Source organism: Salinisphaera hydrothermalis C41B8, assembly GCF_000732535.1.
Classification (GTDB): Bacteria; Pseudomonadota; Gammaproteobacteria; order Nevskiales; family Salinisphaeraceae; genus Salinisphaera; species Salinisphaera hydrothermalis.
Window position 1 is genome coordinate 52111 of the sequence record NZ_APNK01000006.1, and the last position, 17422, is coordinate 69532.

The 17422-nt window shown below is 64.5% G+C and carries 16 protein-coding genes; 6 read left to right on the forward strand and 10 right to left on the reverse strand.

The window, feature by feature from the left end; genetic code table 11:
• Positions 1 to 24: 24 nt before the first annotated feature.
• The 4 genes from C41B8_RS06165 to surE form a co-directional block, all read right to left on the reverse strand.
• Positions 25 to 531, reverse strand: coding sequence for a GNAT family N-acetyltransferase (locus tag C41B8_RS06165; protein WP_051883168.1), 507 nt, complete (start codon positions 529 to 531; stop codon positions 25 to 27).
• Complete coding sequence (locus tag C41B8_RS06170; RefSeq protein WP_037335554.1) at positions 528 to 1634, reverse strand: histone deacetylase family protein; 1107 nt, start codon at positions 1632 to 1634, stop codon at positions 528 to 530. The genes C41B8_RS06165 and C41B8_RS06170 overlap by 4 nt, the downstream gene beginning before the upstream one ends.
• Before the next feature lie 78 nt (positions 1635 to 1712).
• The gene (locus C41B8_RS06175; protein ID WP_037335773.1) at positions 1713 to 2654 is read right to left on the reverse strand and encodes a ketopantoate reductase family protein; all 942 of its coding nucleotides are present in this window, start codon (positions 2652 to 2654) and stop codon (positions 1713 to 1715) included.
• Positions 2651 to 3463: a 5'/3'-nucleotidase SurE gene (gene surE / locus C41B8_RS06180; protein WP_051883169.1), complete on the reverse strand. Its 813-nt coding sequence runs from the start codon at positions 3461 to 3463 to the stop codon at positions 2651 to 2653. The genes C41B8_RS06175 and surE overlap by 4 nt, the downstream gene beginning before the upstream one ends.
• 190 nt (positions 3464 to 3653) lie before the next feature.
• On the opposite strand from surE, the gene C41B8_RS06185 reads away from it, so the two are divergent.
• Both C41B8_RS06185 and C41B8_RS06190 read left to right on the forward strand, forming a co-directional pair.
• Entirely contained in the window at positions 3654 to 4439 is a 786-nt protein-coding gene (locus C41B8_RS06185; protein WP_037335557.1) for an enoyl-CoA hydratase-related protein, read from the forward strand.
• A 143-nt stretch (positions 4440 to 4582) separates the two neighbouring features.
• Positions 4583 to 5785 (forward strand): acetyl-CoA C-acyltransferase, encoded by a 1203-nt coding sequence (locus C41B8_RS06190; RefSeq protein WP_037335560.1) that lies wholly within the window; start codon positions 4583 to 4585, stop codon positions 5783 to 5785.
• Between the two features lie 193 nt (positions 5786 to 5978).
• On the opposite strand, the gene C41B8_RS06195 is transcribed toward C41B8_RS06190, so the two are convergent.
• Positions 5979 to 6341 carry a hypothetical protein gene (locus C41B8_RS06195; RefSeq protein WP_156962441.1) on the reverse strand — a complete coding sequence of 121 codons (363 nt, stop codon included), beginning with the start codon at positions 6339 to 6341 and terminating at the stop codon, positions 5979 to 5981.
• A 119-nt stretch (positions 6342 to 6460) separates the two neighbouring features.
• On the opposite strand from C41B8_RS06195, the gene C41B8_RS06200 reads away from it, so the two are divergent.
• Positions 6461 to 7231 (forward strand): META domain-containing protein, encoded by a 771-nt coding sequence (locus C41B8_RS06200; RefSeq protein ID WP_037335567.1) that lies wholly within the window; start codon positions 6461 to 6463, stop codon positions 7229 to 7231.
• Positions 7232 to 7375: 144 nt separating this feature from the next.
• On the opposite strand, the gene C41B8_RS06205 is transcribed toward C41B8_RS06200, so the two are convergent.
• Positions 7376 to 9112, reverse strand: coding sequence for a methyl-accepting chemotaxis protein (locus C41B8_RS06205; protein ID WP_037335570.1), 1737 nt, complete (start codon positions 9110 to 9112; stop codon positions 7376 to 7378).
• 242 nt (positions 9113 to 9354) lie between these two features.
• On the opposite strand from C41B8_RS06205, the gene C41B8_RS06210 reads away from it, so the two are divergent.
• Positions 9355 to 10416: a right-handed parallel beta-helix repeat-containing protein gene (locus C41B8_RS06210; protein ID WP_037335573.1), complete on the forward strand. Its 1062-nt coding sequence runs from the start codon at positions 9355 to 9357 to the stop codon at positions 10414 to 10416.
• Positions 10417 to 10744: 328 nt separating this feature from the next.
• Here the strand turns inward: C41B8_RS06210 and C41B8_RS06215 are convergent, their stop codons facing one another.
• Both C41B8_RS06215 and C41B8_RS20650 read right to left on the reverse strand, forming a co-directional pair.
• Complete coding sequence (locus C41B8_RS06215; RefSeq protein ID WP_037335575.1) at positions 10745 to 12754, reverse strand: sensor domain-containing diguanylate cyclase; 2010 nt, start codon at positions 12752 to 12754, stop codon at positions 10745 to 10747.
• Positions 12754 to 13374 carry a heme oxygenase-like domain-containing protein gene (locus tag C41B8_RS20650; RefSeq protein WP_037335580.1) on the reverse strand — a complete coding sequence of 207 codons (621 nt, stop codon included), beginning with the start codon at positions 13372 to 13374 and terminating at the stop codon, positions 12754 to 12756. The genes C41B8_RS06215 and C41B8_RS20650 overlap by 1 nt, the downstream gene beginning before the upstream one ends.
• A gap of 345 nt (positions 13375 to 13719) precedes the next feature.
• On the opposite strand from C41B8_RS20650, the gene C41B8_RS06225 reads away from it, so the two are divergent.
• Positions 13720 to 13992: a DUF4235 domain-containing protein gene (locus tag C41B8_RS06225; protein WP_037335584.1), complete on the forward strand. Its 273-nt coding sequence runs from the start codon at positions 13720 to 13722 to the stop codon at positions 13990 to 13992.
• A 145-nt stretch (positions 13993 to 14137) separates the two neighbouring features.
• On the opposite strand, the gene C41B8_RS06230 is transcribed toward C41B8_RS06225, so the two are convergent.
• Entirely contained in the window at positions 14138 to 14989 is an 852-nt protein-coding gene (locus C41B8_RS06230; RefSeq protein WP_037335775.1) for a phytanoyl-CoA dioxygenase family protein, read from the reverse strand.
• 67 nt (positions 14990 to 15056) lie between these two features.
• On the opposite strand from C41B8_RS06230, the gene C41B8_RS06235 reads away from it, so the two are divergent.
• Complete coding sequence (locus C41B8_RS06235) at positions 15057 to 16103, forward strand: LacI family DNA-binding transcriptional regulator (protein WP_084188586.1); 1047 nt, start codon at positions 15057 to 15059, stop codon at positions 16101 to 16103.
• A gap of 63 nt (positions 16104 to 16166) precedes the next feature.
• On the opposite strand, the gene C41B8_RS06240 is transcribed toward C41B8_RS06235, so the two are convergent.
• Positions 16167 to 17312, reverse strand: a complete 1146-nt coding sequence (locus C41B8_RS06240; protein WP_051883170.1) for a GGDEF domain-containing protein — start codon at positions 17310 to 17312, stop codon at positions 16167 to 16169.
• Between the last annotated feature and the right edge of the window lie 110 nt (positions 17313 to 17422).

The following is a 17422-nucleotide window of genomic DNA, read 5'->3' on the forward strand; positions in this document are numbered from 1 at the left end:
CTCCGTCGGAGTCCCGACGATGGCCTACGCACCGCTCCCGTCGCCGGATGCAGCACCTGGGGGCCGGCGCATGATGTCCTCGCCGTGCACGCGTCGTCCGGTGTCCTCGAACCCCAGACGGGCGTACAAACGTCGCGCCGCGGTATTGTCGGGCTTCAGGCTGATCGTCACGGCCGCGGTCGGGCATTCTGCGGCAAGTTCTTCCAGGAGCCGCGCCAGACCGGCACGACCGTAGCCATAACCCTGCCAGGCAACATCGATCATGAAACGAGGAATGTTGAAGATCTCCTCGGCCGCCACGTATTCGTACATGGCGAAACCCACGACCGTACGCCCGGCGACGATGGCGCGCGGTCGACAACGTGGCTCGACATAGGCCTCGGCAAGCGAATAAAGGTTGGATGCCAGGTTCCCCGCCTGATCGTTGGCGACACGCAAGGCGATGACCGCCTGCCAGTTGGCCGGCGTCACCGGCGCCAACGTAACCGCCAGCTTGGTGCCTTGCGTTTCGCTCGGGTCGTGACCGGTCATTCCATGTCCGCGAACGCCGACCGATGAAATTCGGCGATCTTCGCGACCTCATCCACGCCCGGCTCGTTCAGCGGGCTCGGGGCGCCCCCGGCCATTACTTCCAGCGTCGTGCGCGTACATCGGGCCAACGTATCCGGGTTGTAGCCGCCTTCGAGCGCCATCACGAGCCGGCCATCGCAATAGGTATCGGCCAGCGCCTGCACGATGCCGGTCAGCTTGCTAAAGCCGTCGAACGTCATGGTCAGGCACATCTCGTTGATGTGGGCATCCATGCCGGCCGACACCATCACCAGATCCGGTTTGAACCAGTCGGCGGCGGGCACGAGGATATCCTCGAAGGCCCGGACGATCGCCCGATCGCCGGCTTCGCCGGGCAGCGGTACGTTGACGGTGGTGCCCTCGCCCAGACCTTCGCCCACGTTGTCCATCTGCCCGGTGCCGGGGTAGAACGGCGCCGCGCGGTGCGTATCGAAGAACAGCACGCTCGGGTCGGCGGCAAAGATATCCTGGGTGCCATTACCATGGTGGGCATCCCAGTCAACGATCAATATGCGCTCGGCATCCCAATGCGCCTGGGCGTGCGCGGCGCCCACCGCGATGTTGTTGACCAAACAAAAGCCGCGCGCCCGCACCGCATTGGCGTGATGCCCCGGCGGTCGCGACACGACGAAGGCCGAGCCAGTGCGCTTATCGAATACGGCATCCACCGCCGCCACGACCGACCCGGCGGCGACTTCGGCTGCTTCCAGGCTGCCGGCAGAAACAGCGGTGGTATCCACATCCAGCCAGGCCTGCTTGCCCTTGAGATGCTGCAGGCTTTCCAGATAGGACGTGGTATGCACGCGCTGGAGCTGTTCCATGGTGGCCGGTCGCCCGCCCTCGAAGCGCACGCCCGGCACCGGTTCGGCATGGAGCAACTCGTTGATCGCGGTCACGCGGCCGGGATGTTCCGGATAGCTCCATTTGGCCTCCATGCCGAGGCCCTGAAGAATGTGCTGCACGCGGCTGTTCATTCGGCCCGGTAGAAAAGGCTCTTGAGCCTCGGGCCGATGCAGCAGCACGCGTTCGTCGTAGAACACCGTCACATCTCGATCACCGATCACGCTTGACCCTCCAGTGCGGACCGTCTCGCAGCATAGCGTGTGGCCCCGCCGCTGCGATAGCGGCAACACCCGGCCACCCTACCCGATCGAGCCGGATTCGCGCGCACGCATACGGATCAGCGTCTGCAGTGTATGCAGCCGCGGCACGGCCACGCCGAGGCGCTCGGCCTTGGTCACCACGTTGCCGAGAATGGCGTCAATCTCCAGCGCCCGGCCGGCGCGATAATCCAGCGCCATGCTGTTGCGATAGGCCGGCATACGCCGTGTCGCTTCGATATTGCGGTCGATCGCGTCGTCCGGCAGCGGGTATCCATCGGCAGCGGCGACCGCCATCACCTCGGCCATCGCCGCCCGCGCCAGTGCCTCGCCGCCCGGGGTCTCCAGCAGGGTGACCGTATCGGTGCCGTCGGCCAGAACCGAGATCGGGTTAAACGGCGTATTCCAAAGGCTTTTGGCCCAGCGCTCTCGCACGATCGACTCGCGGCATTTTGCGTCCACGCCGCCGGCCTCGAACCATTGCGCCAGCTGGCGCGCTTCCTCACTCACGCCTTGGGGCCAAGCGCCGAGCGTAAGCCGCCCGTAGGCACGATGCTCGATCTCGCCCGGCCCCCGTCGGCTGACCGCGATAAAGGCCAGCGCGCTGATCAGCGGATGATCCGGCAGTGCTTCGGCCACGGCGGGCTCGATATCCAGCCCGTTCTCGATCAGGGCGATGGCCGATTGCGGGCCAAGCCACGGCGCAATCAGCGCCGCGCGATCGATATCGGGCAATACCTTCACGCAACAGATCACGAAATCGGCGCCGGGCACGGGCGTATCCTCGGGGCCGTAGACCGCAGCAGGCCGGTACGACAGATCGCCCAGCGGGCTGTCGATACAGAACCCGCGCTCGCGCACGACCGCGGCATCCGAACGCAGTACGACCTCCACCCGTGCGCCGGCGCGCTGCAGGATCGCGCCGTAGAAAGCACCGATCGCCCCGGCCCCGACGATCACGACCCGCGGCGCGTGCGTTGTCATCCGGCGCCCCGCGCCGTGGCCGGCGTGTCGCCCAATGGCCATTCATGACCGACACCCACGGCCTCCAGCCGCGCCTCGTCGCAGCGCTCGCGCTTGAGCGGCATGGCCGAGACATAGCCTTCGCGCAGTGCGACCGCATCCGAATGTGCGTGATCGACCGCTTCCAGACCGCGCTCGAACGCGATCCAGCGATAGGATTGCCCGCGTGAATCCTGTTGTTCGACCAGCCGAGGCGAGGCCATGCTGCCACCGACCTGACGCGTGAAACGCAGGCCCTGGATCCGCGCCGGATCGCCCGTCGGGAAATTCACATTCCAGACACAGCCATGTGCCTCGCGCGCGGCCCAGAGCGCTTCGACCGCCGCCCGGGCCCAGGTTTCGGTGACGGCGAAATCGAAAGCCGCTCGATCGGTAAATGCCTGGCTGAGTGCGATCGCCGGCAGATTGAAATGCGCCGCGGCCACGGCCGCGCCCACGGTGCCGGAATACATCACCGAATCGGACAGATTGTGGCCCCAGTTCACGCCGGACAGTACGAGATCCGGTCGTGCACCGTCCATCAGCTCGGTACCGAGCGCCACCATCACGCAGTCGGCCGGTGTGCCGGTCACGGAATAGCGCCGAGCCCCGTGTTCGCCCACGCGCAGCGGATGATGCATCGACAGCGCCTGGGCCATGCCGCTCTGGTCGGTCGCGGGCGCGAACACCCACACTTCTTCAGCCAGCTCAGCGGCCAGACGTTCCGCCACGGCCAGGCCCGGCGCATCAATGCCGTCGTCGTTGGTCACGACGATGCGTTTGAGTTTCATCGAAGCAGATCTCCAGCTTCTTCAAAGGACGCCCAGCTTAGCGTTTCAACCGTACGCCCGGTAATCATTCCGGGCGACCGCCATCGACACCCGTCGGCGGGTCGACGATCGCCGAAGACGGCCGACTTGCCCCACGCCGCCACAACGGTTTACATACGGTGGAGTATCTTCATCGTTGCACGAGTTGTTCATGACCGAAACCGAGCTGCAGAGCGGCTTTGTCCGCGCCGAGATCGACGACCACGTCCTGCGCATCACGCTCGATCGCGCCGACAAGCGCAACGCCCTCACCCGAGCGATGTACGCCGATCTGGGCCGGGTTCTGAACAACGGCATCAACGATGCTTCGGTCCATGTCATCGTGCTCGACGGCAACGGCCAGATGTTCTGTGCCGGCAACGACATCGCGGATTTCGCCCACGTCGACATCGACTCCGGGGATGCCGGCCCGACCGGGCCGGCGCTGAGTTTCATCCGCGCGATGGCCGAATGCGACAAGCCGATCGTCGTAGCCGTCCAGGGTCAGGCCACCGGCATCGGCACCACGTTGCTGCTCCACGCCGATCTGGTGATTGCCGCCGACGACGCGCGTTTCTATACCGCCTTCATCGATCTCGGCCTGGTCCCGGAAGCCGGCTCGAGCCGGCTGCTGCCGGCGGTGCTCGGACGCCAGAACGCCGCCCGCCTGCTGCTGGCCGGCGATACGCTGACCGCCGAGGAAGCCGAGCGCATGGGGTTAATCGCCTATCGCGTTCCGGCCGCCGAGCTGGCCGAGCGCACCCGTGAACTGGCAGCCCGGCTGGCGGCCAAGCCGCCGGGCGCGATGGCCGCTAGCAAGCAGCTGCTACGTGAAGGGATGGACCACGCCGCGACCATCGCCCAGATCGAGCGCGAGGCCGACGTATTCGGCCAGCGTCTCGTCAGCACCGAGGTCCGCGACATCATGAACGCGTTTCTGAACCGCAAGAAACGTTGACGGGCGCCGGCTCGTTGCCGTCTTGACGGGGCCGGACGGCCTTTCCATACTCCGGCGTATGTCAGGTGCCGGCTTCCGGCCCGCTCGCCGCGCGCCCGCGGCCCTCGTCAGATTTCTCCCGTTCGACCCGGCAAGGAGTTGCCATGCGTCAGGCCGTTATCGTATCCACCGCCCGTACGCCGATCGGCAAGGCGTATCGCGGCGCCTTCAACGACACCCAGGCCCAGGCACTCGGCGCGCACGCCATCGAGCACGCCGTGGCGCGCGCTCGTCTCGCCCCGGCCGAAATCGAGGATGTCGTGCTCGGCGCGGCCATGCAGCAGGGCTCGACTGCGCCCAATATCGCGCGCCAGTGCGCCCTGCGCGCCGGCCTGCCGGTGACGGTGCCCGGCATGAGCATCGACCGGCAGTGTGCGTCGGGACTCATGGGCATCGCCAGCGCGGCGCATCAGATCGTGCACGACGGCATGAACGTGGTCGTCGGCGGCGGGCTCGAATCGATCTCGCTGGTCCAGAACGAACACATGAATCATTTTCGAGCCCGCGATCCGTGGCTGGACGAACACGTCCCCGCGCTGTATATGAGCATGCTCGAAACCGCCGAGATCGTGGCCGAACGCTACGGCATCTCGCGCGAAGCACAGGACGAATACGCCTGGCAATCGCAGATGCGCACGGCGGATGCCCAGGCCGCCGGTCGTTTCGACGACGAAATCGTGCCGATGGCCACGCACAAGCAGGTCCTGGACAAGACCACCGGCGAAACCCATACCGAAGCGGTCACGCTCGAACGCGACGAAGGCAATCGTCCGGACACTACGCTGGAGGGCCTCGCCTCGCTCAAACCGGTCTTCCGGCACGGTCAGCAAGTCGAGACCGGCGCGTACGTCACCGCCGGCAATGCCTCGCAGCTGTCCGACGGCGCCTCGGCCAGCGTACTCATGGAAGCTGCCGAAGCCGAGCGCCGCGGACTGGAACCGCTCGGCGCCTATCTCGGTATGGCGGTGGCCGGCTGCGCGCCCGAGGAAATGGGGATCGGCCCGGTCTTCGCCGTACCCAAGCTGCTCGATCGGTTCGGCCTCACGATCGACGACATCGGGCTGTGGGAACTCAACGAAGCATTCGCCAGCCAGTGCTTCTACTGCCGCGACACCCTCGGCATCGACCCGTCGATCTACAACGTCGACGGCGGCTCCATCGCCATCGGCCATCCCTACGGCATGTCGGGGGCGCGCATGACCGGGCATGCATTGATCGAGGGCCGTCGCCGCGGCGCGAAGTACGTGGTCGTAACCATGTGCGTCGGCGGCGGCATCGGCGCTGCCGGCCTGTTCGAAGTGTTCTGAAGCAAACCGCGGCAGCCGACATCGTGCTTTGAAATGATCGCTGGCGGGCCACGCCAGCCTCCGCCGCGGTCCACGCTGGCGACGCACCCGGCGAAGCCGAAAGCCGCTATCGGTCGATAGCGGCTTTTTTTATGGTTCTGCCCTTAAAGACACCGCGGACGCCGCATCCGGCACGGTTGCCGCCGTCACTCCATCAGGACCCCGCACGCGCGCGCCGGACGTAATCGTCCAGCGCCTGAGTCACCCGACGGCGCCAGACCAGCGCCTGCTGGGCGCCCAGCTGATCGGCCATGTCGTAACTATCGGACGCCACCGTGCGGCGCACCATCGCGATCTGGCGCGCCCGATACACCTGATACGAGTCGTTACAGTGTGCCTGGGCACGCAGTGCAGCCTCTCGCGATGTCAGGTTGCGTTGATTGACATATGGCCGAACGGCTTGGCTCGCGCATGCCCAGTATTGGTTGTACGCATCCTGCGTCTGGGACGCGGGATGCGAGGCGCAACCGGCCAACCCGGCCAGCACCGAAGCAGCCACCAGCATTCGTCGCATCATGAGCTATCTCCCTGAAAGCTAAAGCCAGATCGGCCTCACTATAGCGTGTGCTCGGCACCCTGTCGGCGGCGAGTTGATAACATGCCGCCAGACTTCGCTTAATCGCAGGATCTGACGTCATGGCGCATGTCTTTTCAACCTACCGATGGCTGCTCGGGCTCGGTTTTTGCCTGGCCCTGCTGACAGCGGCCGGCTGTGCGCACCGGGCGGAGACATCGGCCGAACTCGGCCATCTCCCGTCTCACTACCAAGGCACGCTGCCCTGCTCCGACTGTGCGGGTATCGACTACAGCCTGTGGCTATCGGCCGACCATGTATACGTCCTGCGAGAACATTACCGGAGCGATCAGCCGGTCGGCGACGTGATCGAGACCGGCCGCTGGCGTGTGCGCAAAGCGGTAAACCAGCTGCGACTGACCCCCTCCGATACCGACGCGCGCTTCACCAGCCTGTGGCGCATCGATGGGCGTCACGGCCTCACCGCGCTGGACGAACATGGCCAGCCGATCGATTCGGGCGCCCATTACACGCTCAAGCGCGCGGCCGATCCCATCAAGCGCCATCTCGCCGGTCCGCGATGGATGCTGGTCGATGCCCCGGATCGGCCTGGGGCCAGTCCGGCGTTCATTCGTTTCGATCACAAGACCCGGCGCGTAACGGGCTCGACTGGCTGCAATCGATTGATGGCGCATTATCAGCGCAAGGACGACCAGCTACATATCGCGCAAGCCGCCACGACCCGCCGCGCCTGTCCGGAACAGGCCGACACCGAGCAGGCGCTCGACGAAGCATTGCGTCGTACGCGGCACTTCGAAACCCTGGGCCGATTCTTGTTACTTTACGGCGCCGACAGCGACCCGTCGCCGCTCGCGGTCTTCAGCGCTGCCTGAGCGAGGGTCAGCACGACGCTCAGAGGGTCTGACGGAGCCGCCACGCCCGGCGACTCGCCGCATTCCGCGACACCGCTACCGATACGGCGATGACAATCGCGACACCGGGTCGCACCATGGCCTGCCACGCGATGCAGGGGTTGTTCAGAACGTCGCCCAGTCGGCGTCGTCCGGCTCGTCGGCTTCTTTGCGTCTCGGTTCAGCCGCCGGCGCTGGCCTTTTTGTTTCGGCCGGCGCATCGTCGCCAGCGAGCGTCGGTTGCGCTACAGCAATCGGAACCGATGCGCGTTTCGGCGCGTTGTCGTGTGCCACCGCTGCGGATTCGGCCTCGTTGTCGAGCCGGAAGAAAGCGACTTCGGCGATCAACTCACGAGCCTGTTCAGTCAACGAACGACTGGCGGCCGCCGACTCTTCGACCAAGGCCGCGTTCTGCTGTGTCATGCCGTCCATTTGTGTCACGGCCTGGTTGACCTGCTCGATCCCGCCGGTCTGTTCCTTGCTGGCGGCGGCGATCTCGGCGACGACATCACTGACCTGATTGATACTGCCGGTGATCTGCTGCAACGTCTCGCCCGATCGGCCGACATCGCGCGAGCCCTCGGCCACCTTAGCGGTGCTGTCGGTCACCAGCGCGTTGATTTCCTTGGCGGCGGCGGCGCTTCGCGTGGCGAGATTACGCACTTCCGTGGCCACCACCGCGAAACCGCGCCCCTGCTCGCCAGCCCGGGCCGCTTCGACCGAAGCATTGAGCGCGAGCAGATTGGTCTGGAAGGCGATGTCGTCGATCAGGCTGATATTTTCGGCGATACGGCGGCTGACCTCGTCGATCGCCTGCATCGAAGCTACCGCCTGCCCGACGATATCGGCCCCTGAACGTGCTTGGTCGCGTACCGTGCGCGCCAGCTGGTCGGCCTGCGCGGCGTTGTCCGCATTCTGACGCACGGTCGAGGTCATCTGCTCCATCGAGGCGGCGGTTTCTTCGAGGCTCGCGGCCTGTTGCTGGGTCCGGGTACTGAGTTCTTCGTTGCCCGAGGCGATCTCGCCGACGCCGCCGGAAACCGACTCGGCGTGCCCTCGTACGCGCGCTACTACGCGCGCCAGGCGTTCGCGCATGACTTCGATAGCGCCCAGCATGGCACCAAATTCATCGCGATAAGGGTTATTGATGGTCGCGCTAAGGTTACCGTCGGCGATGGCTTCCACAGCGCCGCGCGCGGCCGCCAAAGGCCGCATGATCATGCGCACCAGCCAGATCATCGAGAGGAGCGTCACCAGAAGCACCGCCCCACCAAAGCCCATCAGCCCTAGCCGCGCCAGATGCGCAATATGCTGTTCCTCGGCAAAGGCCTTGGCACCCGCCTTGCTCTGATAACCGGCCAACGTGTCGAACTCGTCGTTGAGCTGTTCGAACGGTTGCCGCAGTGACATACCATAGAACGTCGCCGCACCCAGCGTCCCCTGGTCCTTGATGGTATCGACGAAACGGCCGAGCGCAGCGTCGATCTGTTTCAATTCCGCCTGGGTTTTCTTGGCGGCCCGGGCTTCGTCGCCGGCGCCCGCGAGCGCCGGATAATATTGGGCCCACGCTGCGTTGACACGCTGGCGTACACGGGTAATTTCCTTGGGCAGGTCGTGGACGTTGGCCGACTGCGCTGACGAATTGAGTGCGATCTTGATGTCGCCGTTCAGCCCGGAGAGCAATGCCTGGCTGCGAGCAATAGCCTTACCACCAACGATATTGCTGCGATAGATTTCGGTCGTAGCGCGATTCACTAGCGTTATCGCGCCCACCGACACCGCGACCAAAGCGGCCACCAGAACAAACGTCAGCCCCAGACCCAGGCCCAGCTTCGCCCGTACGCTCTTTCTGACATTCAGCATCCTGTCATTTCTCCGCTCTCTCCGCCGGAGCTCCGGCTGCCGACGCCGTCCATGCGTCGCTTACCGACTGCTTATCGGCGTTTGGCCATAAATCTTGAGCCTCGGATACCGACCAAGCAGCGCGCGCGGCCGCGAAGTTGCCCATAACCGCCAAACCTGATCTCATGCGCACCGCGAGGGAAACTGGAGGCGCATACGCGCCGGGGCCGGATCGATCGATCATATTCATGAGGTCCGACCTGATGTCCCATTCGCGCTCCGTGTCACGCGCTCTGCCCCTGATCGCCCTGCTGCTCACGAGCGGGTGCGCGCCCGCGGCCTCGCCTTCCGTGGTGACCGTGTCCTCGTTGGACGGTTTGCAGACCGCCATCGACAATGCATCCGCCGGCGAGACGATCATCCTGGCGCCCGGCGTCTACCACGAAACGCGCGCGATCCGGATTGCGGGTCGACACGATCTGACCATCACCGGCGCCACCAAGGATTACGCCGACACAGTCATCCGCGGACCGGGCATGAACGATCCGAGCCTGCAGTCGAATATTCGTCTGAATAACGCCGACGGCATCACGCTCGAAAATCTGACGCTGCGCGACAGCTATTATCACGGCGTCCAGGTCAACAACGACTCCGACCGCTTCACCGCGGACAACGTCCGCACGCTCGACAACGGCGAATCGGGGTTCAAGGTCACCAGCCCGACCAATGCCAGCGGCCCCGCCGCCTATTCCGACAAGGGCACCATCGAGAACTGCTGGATCGGGTTCACCACCACCGGGCGGCGCGGTGTGGTCGAGGGCGTGGACATCGTCGCCGGCAATGGCTGGCATCTGCTCGGCAATCATTTCGTCAATATCCGGCGCGCCGATGGCGGGCCGGCGTATGCGGCCTTCGCCAAGGGCAACGCGCATAACCCAGTGTTTGCCGACAACGAGGTCGAAAACAGCTTTATCGGGCTCTCGTTCGGCGGGGGCGGGACCGATGGCGTCTACTTCCGCAACGGCGATACACGCTACGAGACGCAGGGCGGCGTGATGCGACACAACGTGATCCACGACACCGACGATGCCGGCATCTATCTCAACAAAGCCCACGATTTTTTGATCGAAGGCAACACCGTTTTGCGCAACGGCCCCGGCACGGGCGCGATCGAGTCACGCTTTACTCAAAGCACGGGCACGATCCGTGATAACCGAGTCAGCGGCCCGATCAAGATGCGCGACGGCGGAACCGCAGTGACCCGAAACAATCAGACCGTGCCGGCCGATACGCATGCCCCTGATCCCAACGGCGACGCCGACTAATAGGCGCGTGTTCCAATAGGCCCGAGGGTCTGTTGAGGTTTCTTGGGAGTCCGCGCCAAGCGCAGTTTTGCGGCAAGACGAGGCGTAGCGAACGTGGCGTAGTGAACCTACGCGAGAGAGCTATAACGCTGGATTGCCGTCGTGTCGTTAATTCATGGGCGCTTGTCCCTTCGGGTTGGGCCGCCCATAAAAAATTAACCATGGACGCCCGGCGGCGTTGCGAGTCTGGGGCGTGGCACGCCACGACGCAGCGACTCGCGCCTTGCCGGACACGATTTGCGGACGCCAACGCGGCGCTCGCACGAAACCTCAACAGACCCCAGGTCTGTCAGCGCGAGTCTTTGACGCCGACCGGGCGGCGGGCCGGGCCGCCCGAGCCTGCGCGTGCGCTGCCCGCACGGTAGCGTTCCTTCTCGGCATATAAGCCGGCGTCGGCATATTCATGCAACGCCTTGGCGCCGCGCCCGTCGTCCGGATAGATCGCCGTGCCGATACTCGCGCCGACGCGGATACTGTGACCCTCCAGCACCATCGGCTGTTCCAGCACGCTGGTCACACGATCGGCAAGGCGCGTGGCGTCGCGACTATCCTCCACATGCCATTGCATGATCGCGAACTCGTCGCCGCCCAGCCTTGCCACCACGTCCTCGCGCCGCGCAAGCGCGCTCATGAGGACCGCAATCTCCTTCAGCAGAGCGTCGCCGGTGCCGTGACCATAGGTGTCGTTGATCGGCTTGAAGCGATCGAGATCGATCAGATGCAGCGCAAAGCGTTCGCCGGTTCGCTCGCAGTGCTCGATCTTGTCCGTCATCGCCTGTTCAAAAGCGTGTCGGTTGGCCACGCCAGTCAGTGGATCCTGATAAGCCAACTCCTTGTGATACGCCGCCTGCAAAAATTCCGCGAGCATGCCGCGCAGCTCTTCGGCGATTCGGAGCACCGCGACATCCCAGCGCTTGGCCCGATGCCGTACGCTCTCCGACCACGCAGCAAAGGAATGCCGCGGTGACAGGGACTGGACGACCGAGCCGTCCGGGGGCTGGCCAGCCCAGGTAATCTTCTCGACCTGTTCCTTGCGCACGGCGATCACGTCACAGCGTTCGCCGAACGGTAGATACAGCACGCCGGCGGCATCCGCACACAACCCGGGCCGATCGCGTAGATCCGGCGGCAACGCATCGAAATGCGTGCAATGCCCTTCCACGTGCTGATCGTGCAGCCAGGACTCCAGCGCGGCCAGATCGTACTCCTCGGGCAATTCGCCGCGACGATAGACAGTGCCCCCCCAGCGCAGACAGACCCCGTCGGCATCGAGCAACAGGCAGATCTGGCGCAACTGGCCGGCCAAAATCGCCCCCGTGTCCTCGAGCGCGGGGTCGAGCGCCCGATTCATGACCGACAACCGTTCGCGCAGAATCGAATGCAGCGTGGCCTCTTCCAGGCGGGCCAGATTGGCCAGATGAAGACTGGCCAGCCGCGCCATTTCCTCCAGCGCCAGCCGCTGTTCCGCGTGTAGGTGCTTAGCCTCGTGGTGATGACAAGTGACCAGCCCCCAGAGCACGCCGTCGACGATCAGGGAGACACTGAACGAACCGCGTACCCCCATATTGCGGAGATAGCGAATATGGACCGGATGCACGGAACGCAGCATCGAGTGGGTGAGATCCAGCGGCTCGGCATCCGCGTGCATCGTGCACAACGCCGCATCGGGCGTCTCGGTATCGGCAATCAATCGCTGCCAGTTCACCGTATAGAGACGACGCGCGTTCTCCGGAATATCCTGGGCCGGGAAGCGCAGCCCGAGAAAGCCTTCGACGCCCTCGGCACAACGTTGGTCGACAACTTCGCCGTCCCAGTTCTCCAGAAAACGATAGACCATGACGCGGTCGTAACCGGTGAACTCGGCAATGCGATCAGTAATGACGGCGGCCACGTCGGCGGACGAATGCGCGTTCGACAGCCGTGAAATGAAATCGATACGCGCCGACTCGTTCCAACAACCGCTTCGCGAAGTCGCCGGCGCCTCGAATTCGAGCAATAGCCGGTCATTGCGGCAATGGCCAATCGCTGTCGCCAGACGCCCATCGGGCAGATGAATACTCACACAGCGCGGTGCATCGACCGCCAGTTCGGCAAGCGCCGGCCACTGCGCCCCAAACACCGCGGCCGCGTCGCATCCGAGCAACACCGCCGGCCAAACGCCAAGCCAATCGGCGATATTGTCCGAACAATAGTCAATGCGACGTGTGGTCCGGTCGACGGCAACCAGTGCACCGAACGACTGGATCGAACCAATCAGATGAAGACCGCCGTGCTTGCAGTCGTCCATGACACTGGACATCAATGGCCTTCCTCGCTCGCCGCCTCGGCGAAACAGCTCTGAAACAGATCGAACATGTAGCGTGCGGCAATAGTGGCCGCGGCCGCCGACGATCGCGTCGGCATGTTCATCAGCCGGCGGCATAACGAGCGCCAATCCTCGGTCGCCAGAAATCGCGTACGCCAGAACGATAACGCCGAAGCCGGCAAAGTCGCGGCGACTTCGGACGACGCCAGGGCCCGGGCGATCACGAGATGCCCGAATTGTGCGCCGTCCAGAACATAGCGACACCCCAAATAAGCCGCCGTGTTATCGATCGCTCGATCGGCGCCCGATCGCACCGGCCCCGACGAAAAATCGCCGAGAGCCGACAAGGCGCCCCCGATCAACGGCGAGCGCGCCCGATACGGGGCCACACCGGTGGGCCGATGTGCTTCGGCTGCAACGAGGATGGCATCGGCGCGCGCATAGGCGCGCGCGAGCGGGACCAGCGCCGCGCGGTACTCCGTGAGCGAGCAGTTAGCAAACGCCAGACGCGCCAGCGAGGATTCCCGGTCGAGCTGGCGATGCCGACGGCGCGTGCCATGACGCACGCGACTCAGCGCATCGACCTCGACGGCCCCGCCCCACTCTGCAACCAAGCAAGGAGACGACATGAAGACCACGGCGAATAAATGTGGATAAACCGCCGGTCGCGACCCGATCGGCCTTGAACCGATCGACCACGCCGAAAGGCCGCAAGTCTACCCGATAACCGTACCCAAGATAGCGACCTGAGTAAGTAAAAATACCCAGTTTCAGAGCATTTAAACTACAAAAATAAATAAGACTTACGTCTTGTTTTCACCCCCATGCGCCCCACGGCTATCCTTAATTCGAGTAATCTGCGTTTCCGCATATGAATGACGCATGGCCGAGTGGATCGGCCATACAGGTAGCGGATGCGTGCTATAGCATCCGCAAAGAACATATCGAGGTTTCGAGCCATGGACAAAGACAAGGCGATCTGGCTGGCGCTCGGCGCCGGTGCCGCGATTGGAGCCAGTCTGGCGGCGCGCCGCGGCGCGACCGTGGCATGGCGGCACGCTGTCGGCGAAGAACCGCCAGGACATGCCGCCGATCCGCGCGCAAACTGGACGACCCTGGTGGCCTGGGCCACGCTCAGCGGCCTCTGCGTGGCGACCGCGCGGCTCATCGGTCGCGGCGCGGCCGCCGCAACTTACCAAAGGCTTCGGGGCCGGACGCCGCCTTCCTCATAGGGCATCGAGACAGCAACCTTCATCAGCCCATTTCAATGGATTGCTGGCTTTCGGGGCGCGGCGAGCATGAGATTGCGTGCTCGCCTCGATCGAGCCACCAGTTCGGCCCATACAGACCGACGCGGTCACGCCTTGCCGCAGCTACTCAGTCGGCATCGCCCATGACCAAACCTTCGATCGTGTGTTTCTGTACGATCGGCTCGAGTGTATCCACGATCGGGCAGCTCAAATGCTGGCGGACACGTGGTGGCAACTCGGCCCAGTAATCCCGCGTAACCGCCATGTCGTGGTGTTCGGCGTTGCCGGCGCCGGGCGCATCCATGCCCAGTACCAGTACCGGACGCGCTTTCCGGGAATGGTTTGTCGTACCACGATGGATGGTCAGGGCCGAGCGGGCCGAAATATCTCCCATCTGCGGGAATTTGCGCACGGCGAGTTTTTCGTAGCGCGGGTATTCCGAGCGCGGCGGGAACATCTCGTGCTCGAAGTCCGTCCCCGGTTCCCACTGGGTACCCGGCGCCACCTCGAAAGGCCCCATGTCGGCGTCGGTATCCACACAGGTGACATTGAACGCCAGCGACGTCAGCCGGCGCTCGCGGCGCGTGGCCAGTGGACTGGGGAAGTCGCGATGCCAGGGCTGATTGACGGCGCCAGCCAGCGGAACGTCGAACCCGATTTCGACGATCTGATAATTGGGGCCCAGCACCGCTTCGGATACCGCACGCACCCAAGGATGGTCGACCAGATCGACGAACCCCCGCAGGGCCTGGGGATGAATCTCCACATACCAGCGCTGTGGTCCGCGTCCAACGGCCCCACCGTCACGACTGCGTGCTTCGACGAACGCTGCATCGACGTCCTCGGCCAGGCGAGTCACCCAATCTCGGCCGAATGCCTGTTTCTTTCCCGCGATCCCGTCCCGGTACAGCGCATCGACGGCGTCGCTAACGTCGGGCAGCTTGGCCTCCTCGAGCCCACCCATCCCTGTATCCGCCATTATCTCCTCCAGCTTGGTTTGTTTTCTTTCCAGATATTGCAACGTTGCAAAAACAAATTGCAATACCATGGCCATTTCGTATCGACCACTGGATCTGGGGGAGCTGATGACCCGAGTCACGCTACGCGACGTGGCCGCGCAAGCCGAAGTTTCGGTGCGTACGGTTTCCAACGTCGTCAACGACTTCCCGCATGTGGCGCCGGCCACACGCCGTCGGGTCCAGGCTGCCATCTCTGAACTGGGCTATCGCCCCAACATCGCTGCCCGACAACTCCGGCAGGGACAGCGACTGACCATCAGCCTGGTATTGCCGGAGATCGATTCGCCCTATTTCGCCGAGATCGCAGCCCACTTCGTGCGTGCGGCGGAACAGCGCGACTGGACTGTCCATATCGAACAAACCGACGGCGAACTGGCCCGAGAACGTGCCATGCTCAACGGCACCCATGGGCCCGGGGCCGACGGCATCGTGTTCAGCCCCTGGTCGCTGGCAGCGAACGAGATCCAACGCGGCCCGTCGGCCCCGCCGGTCGTCATGCTCGGCGAACGCCCGGGGACCGGGCTGGTCGATCGGGTCGCCGTGGATAGTGTGGCCGCAGCGCGGCAGGCCACCGCGCATTTGCTCGCGGGCGGGCGAACGCGTATCGCGGCCATCGGGCTTCAGCCGCATTTATCGAACGAAACCGGTCGCCTGCGTACTCAAGGGTATCGCGAAGCACTGGCGGCGGCCGGTCTCACGCCGGATCCGGCACTCGAAATGCCGGTGGAGCGGCTGCATCGTCCGGATGGCGCTCGCGCCATGCGCCATCTACTCGATCGCGGGGCCGACATCGACGGCGTGTTCTGCTTCACCGACCAGCTGGCCCTGGGCGCGATGCATACCCTCGCGGCAGCCGGGCGCTCGGTGCCTGACGATGTCGCCGTGATCGGTTTCGACGACATCGAGGCCGGGCGCTACAGCGTACCGACCCTATCGACGGTTGCGCCGGACAAACCCCGCCTCGTGGAACTGGTTCTCGACTGCCTGGCCGATCGACTCGCCGACCATACGCTGCCGGCCCGCGAGCGGTGCGTGCCGCATCGCCTGGAGATTCGTCAAAGCTCTCATCCCTGATACCGCCAGAACGCGCTTCGTCCGCCACGACTCGGCGCCGAGACACGCCGCTCCTGCGGCAGATCAGGACGGACCGGATCCTTCGGCGGCCACCACGCAGTCGCGGCCGGCCCGTTTGGCCGTATAGACCGCCCGATCGGCCTCCGCGATCAGCCGGTCGAGATCGGCCGGCTGGTCGGCTCGATGGGTCGCAACGCCAACGCTGACGGTCGAGACTATATCGAGCTCATAAGCATCCGAGCGACACGCCGCGCTTTTGACCGCGTGGCGCATACGCTCGGCGACGACCCGGGCTTCTTCGACATCAGTATCTGGCAACAGCACCACGAACTCCTCGCCACCGTAGCGCGCGATCAAATCTCGATCACCCAGCACATGCCGAAGCCGGCCGACCACATGCGTAAGCACCTGGTCCCCGAGCACATGGCCATGCATGTCGTTGATCGCCTTGAAACGATCGATGTCGATGAACAGAAGGCTCGTCGCACGGCCCTGCTCGCTCTGCAGCCGCAGCCGGGCCGTCGCTTCGGTCAGGAAATACCGTCGGTTCGCTACCGCGGTCAGACCATCCGTACCGGCTTGGGCCTCGACCTGCCGGCGATAGCGAAATACGGTCCAGTACAGATATTCGAACAACAACAGGATCAGCATTACCGGCCCGATCACGAGGCCGATATAGGCGAAGTAGATGCGCCATTCGATCCCGACCGACCACCCGGCCAGGTGGAGCAGCGGCGGAAACACGGCGATCCCGACCAACACCACCACCGAGAACGCGAGCGGCTGCGCCAGCGTCAAAAACGGCATGAAAATGAAGAAATACAGAAACCCGCCCATGCCATAGGCCGCGCCCTGATCCAGCACACCGAGAATGTGGACGAACGTGGCCTCGACGGCCATCGGCCCCAGCACGGCGAGTACGCGCGCCATGGGCGCATGCACGTTGCGCCAGCTGGCCAACGCCCACATGAGAACCAACGCCGCCTGGAGACAACGCAACCAGATGACGCGCGGTGCATTCACCGCATCGATCGTGAAATCCCAGACGATGGTCGAGAGTACGAACACAGCCGTAACCAGCAAGGCCCCGCGCGTGAACGCCGCGAAGTCCGAGGCCTTGGCTGCCAAGTAGTCGTTCCCGTGGACCGTCTTCAGAAAAGGGCGCGCGTTTCGGATCGCCTCGATCAAACGCACGTCCTGGTCCGCCACGTCTGCCCCCGTTCATCGTCGATGCGACTCGCCCCCATTTGCGGGCACGGCCCTTTTATTCAGAGTATACGTAACCGTGATTGCCGTCGTAAGCGCGCCGTCGGCCGCGT

Bases quoted from the DNA above. Each gene is read 5' to 3' on its own strand.
- C41B8_RS06175 (WP_037335773.1), bottom strand. From the start codon at position 2,654: ATGACAACGCACGCGCCGCGGGTCGTGATCGTCGGGGCCGGGGCGATC.
- C41B8_RS06205 (WP_037335570.1), bottom strand. From the start codon at position 9,112: ATGCTGAATGTCAGAAAGAGCGTACGGGCGAAGCTGGGCCTGGGTCTG.
- C41B8_RS06195 (WP_156962441.1), bottom strand. From the start codon at position 6,341: ATGATGCGACGAATGCTGGTGGCTGCTTCGGTGCTGGCCGGGTTGGCC.
- C41B8_RS06200 (WP_037335567.1), top strand. From the start codon at position 6,461: ATGGCGCATGTCTTTTCAACCTACCGATGGCTGCTCGGGCTCGGTTTT.
- C41B8_RS06210 (WP_037335573.1), top strand. From the start codon at position 9,355: ATGTCCCATTCGCGCTCCGTGTCACGCGCTCTGCCCCTGATCGCCCTG.
- C41B8_RS06165 (WP_051883168.1), bottom strand. From the start codon at position 531: ATGACCGGTCACGACCCGAGCGAAACGCAAGGCACCAAGCTGGCGGTT.
- C41B8_RS06190 (WP_037335560.1), top strand. From the start codon at position 4,583: ATGCGTCAGGCCGTTATCGTATCCACCGCCCGTACGCCGATCGGCAAG.
- C41B8_RS06215 (WP_037335575.1), bottom strand. From the start codon at position 12,754: ATGTCCAGTGTCATGGACGACTGCAAGCACGGCGGTCTTCATCTGATT.
- C41B8_RS06230 (WP_037335775.1), bottom strand. From the start codon at position 14,989: ATGGCGGATACAGGGATGGGTGGGCTCGAGGAGGCCAAGCTGCCCGAC.
- C41B8_RS06185 (WP_037335557.1), top strand. From the start codon at position 3,654: ATGACCGAAACCGAGCTGCAGAGCGGCTTTGTCCGCGCCGAGATCGAC.
- C41B8_RS06225 (WP_037335584.1), top strand. From the start codon at position 13,720: ATGGACAAAGACAAGGCGATCTGGCTGGCGCTCGGCGCCGGTGCCGCG.
- C41B8_RS06235 (WP_084188586.1), top strand. From the start codon at position 15,057: ATGGCCATTTCGTATCGACCACTGGATCTGGGGGAGCTGATGACCCGA.
- surE (WP_051883169.1), bottom strand. From the start codon at position 3,463: ATGAAACTCAAACGCATCGTCGTGACCAACGACGACGGCATTGATGCG.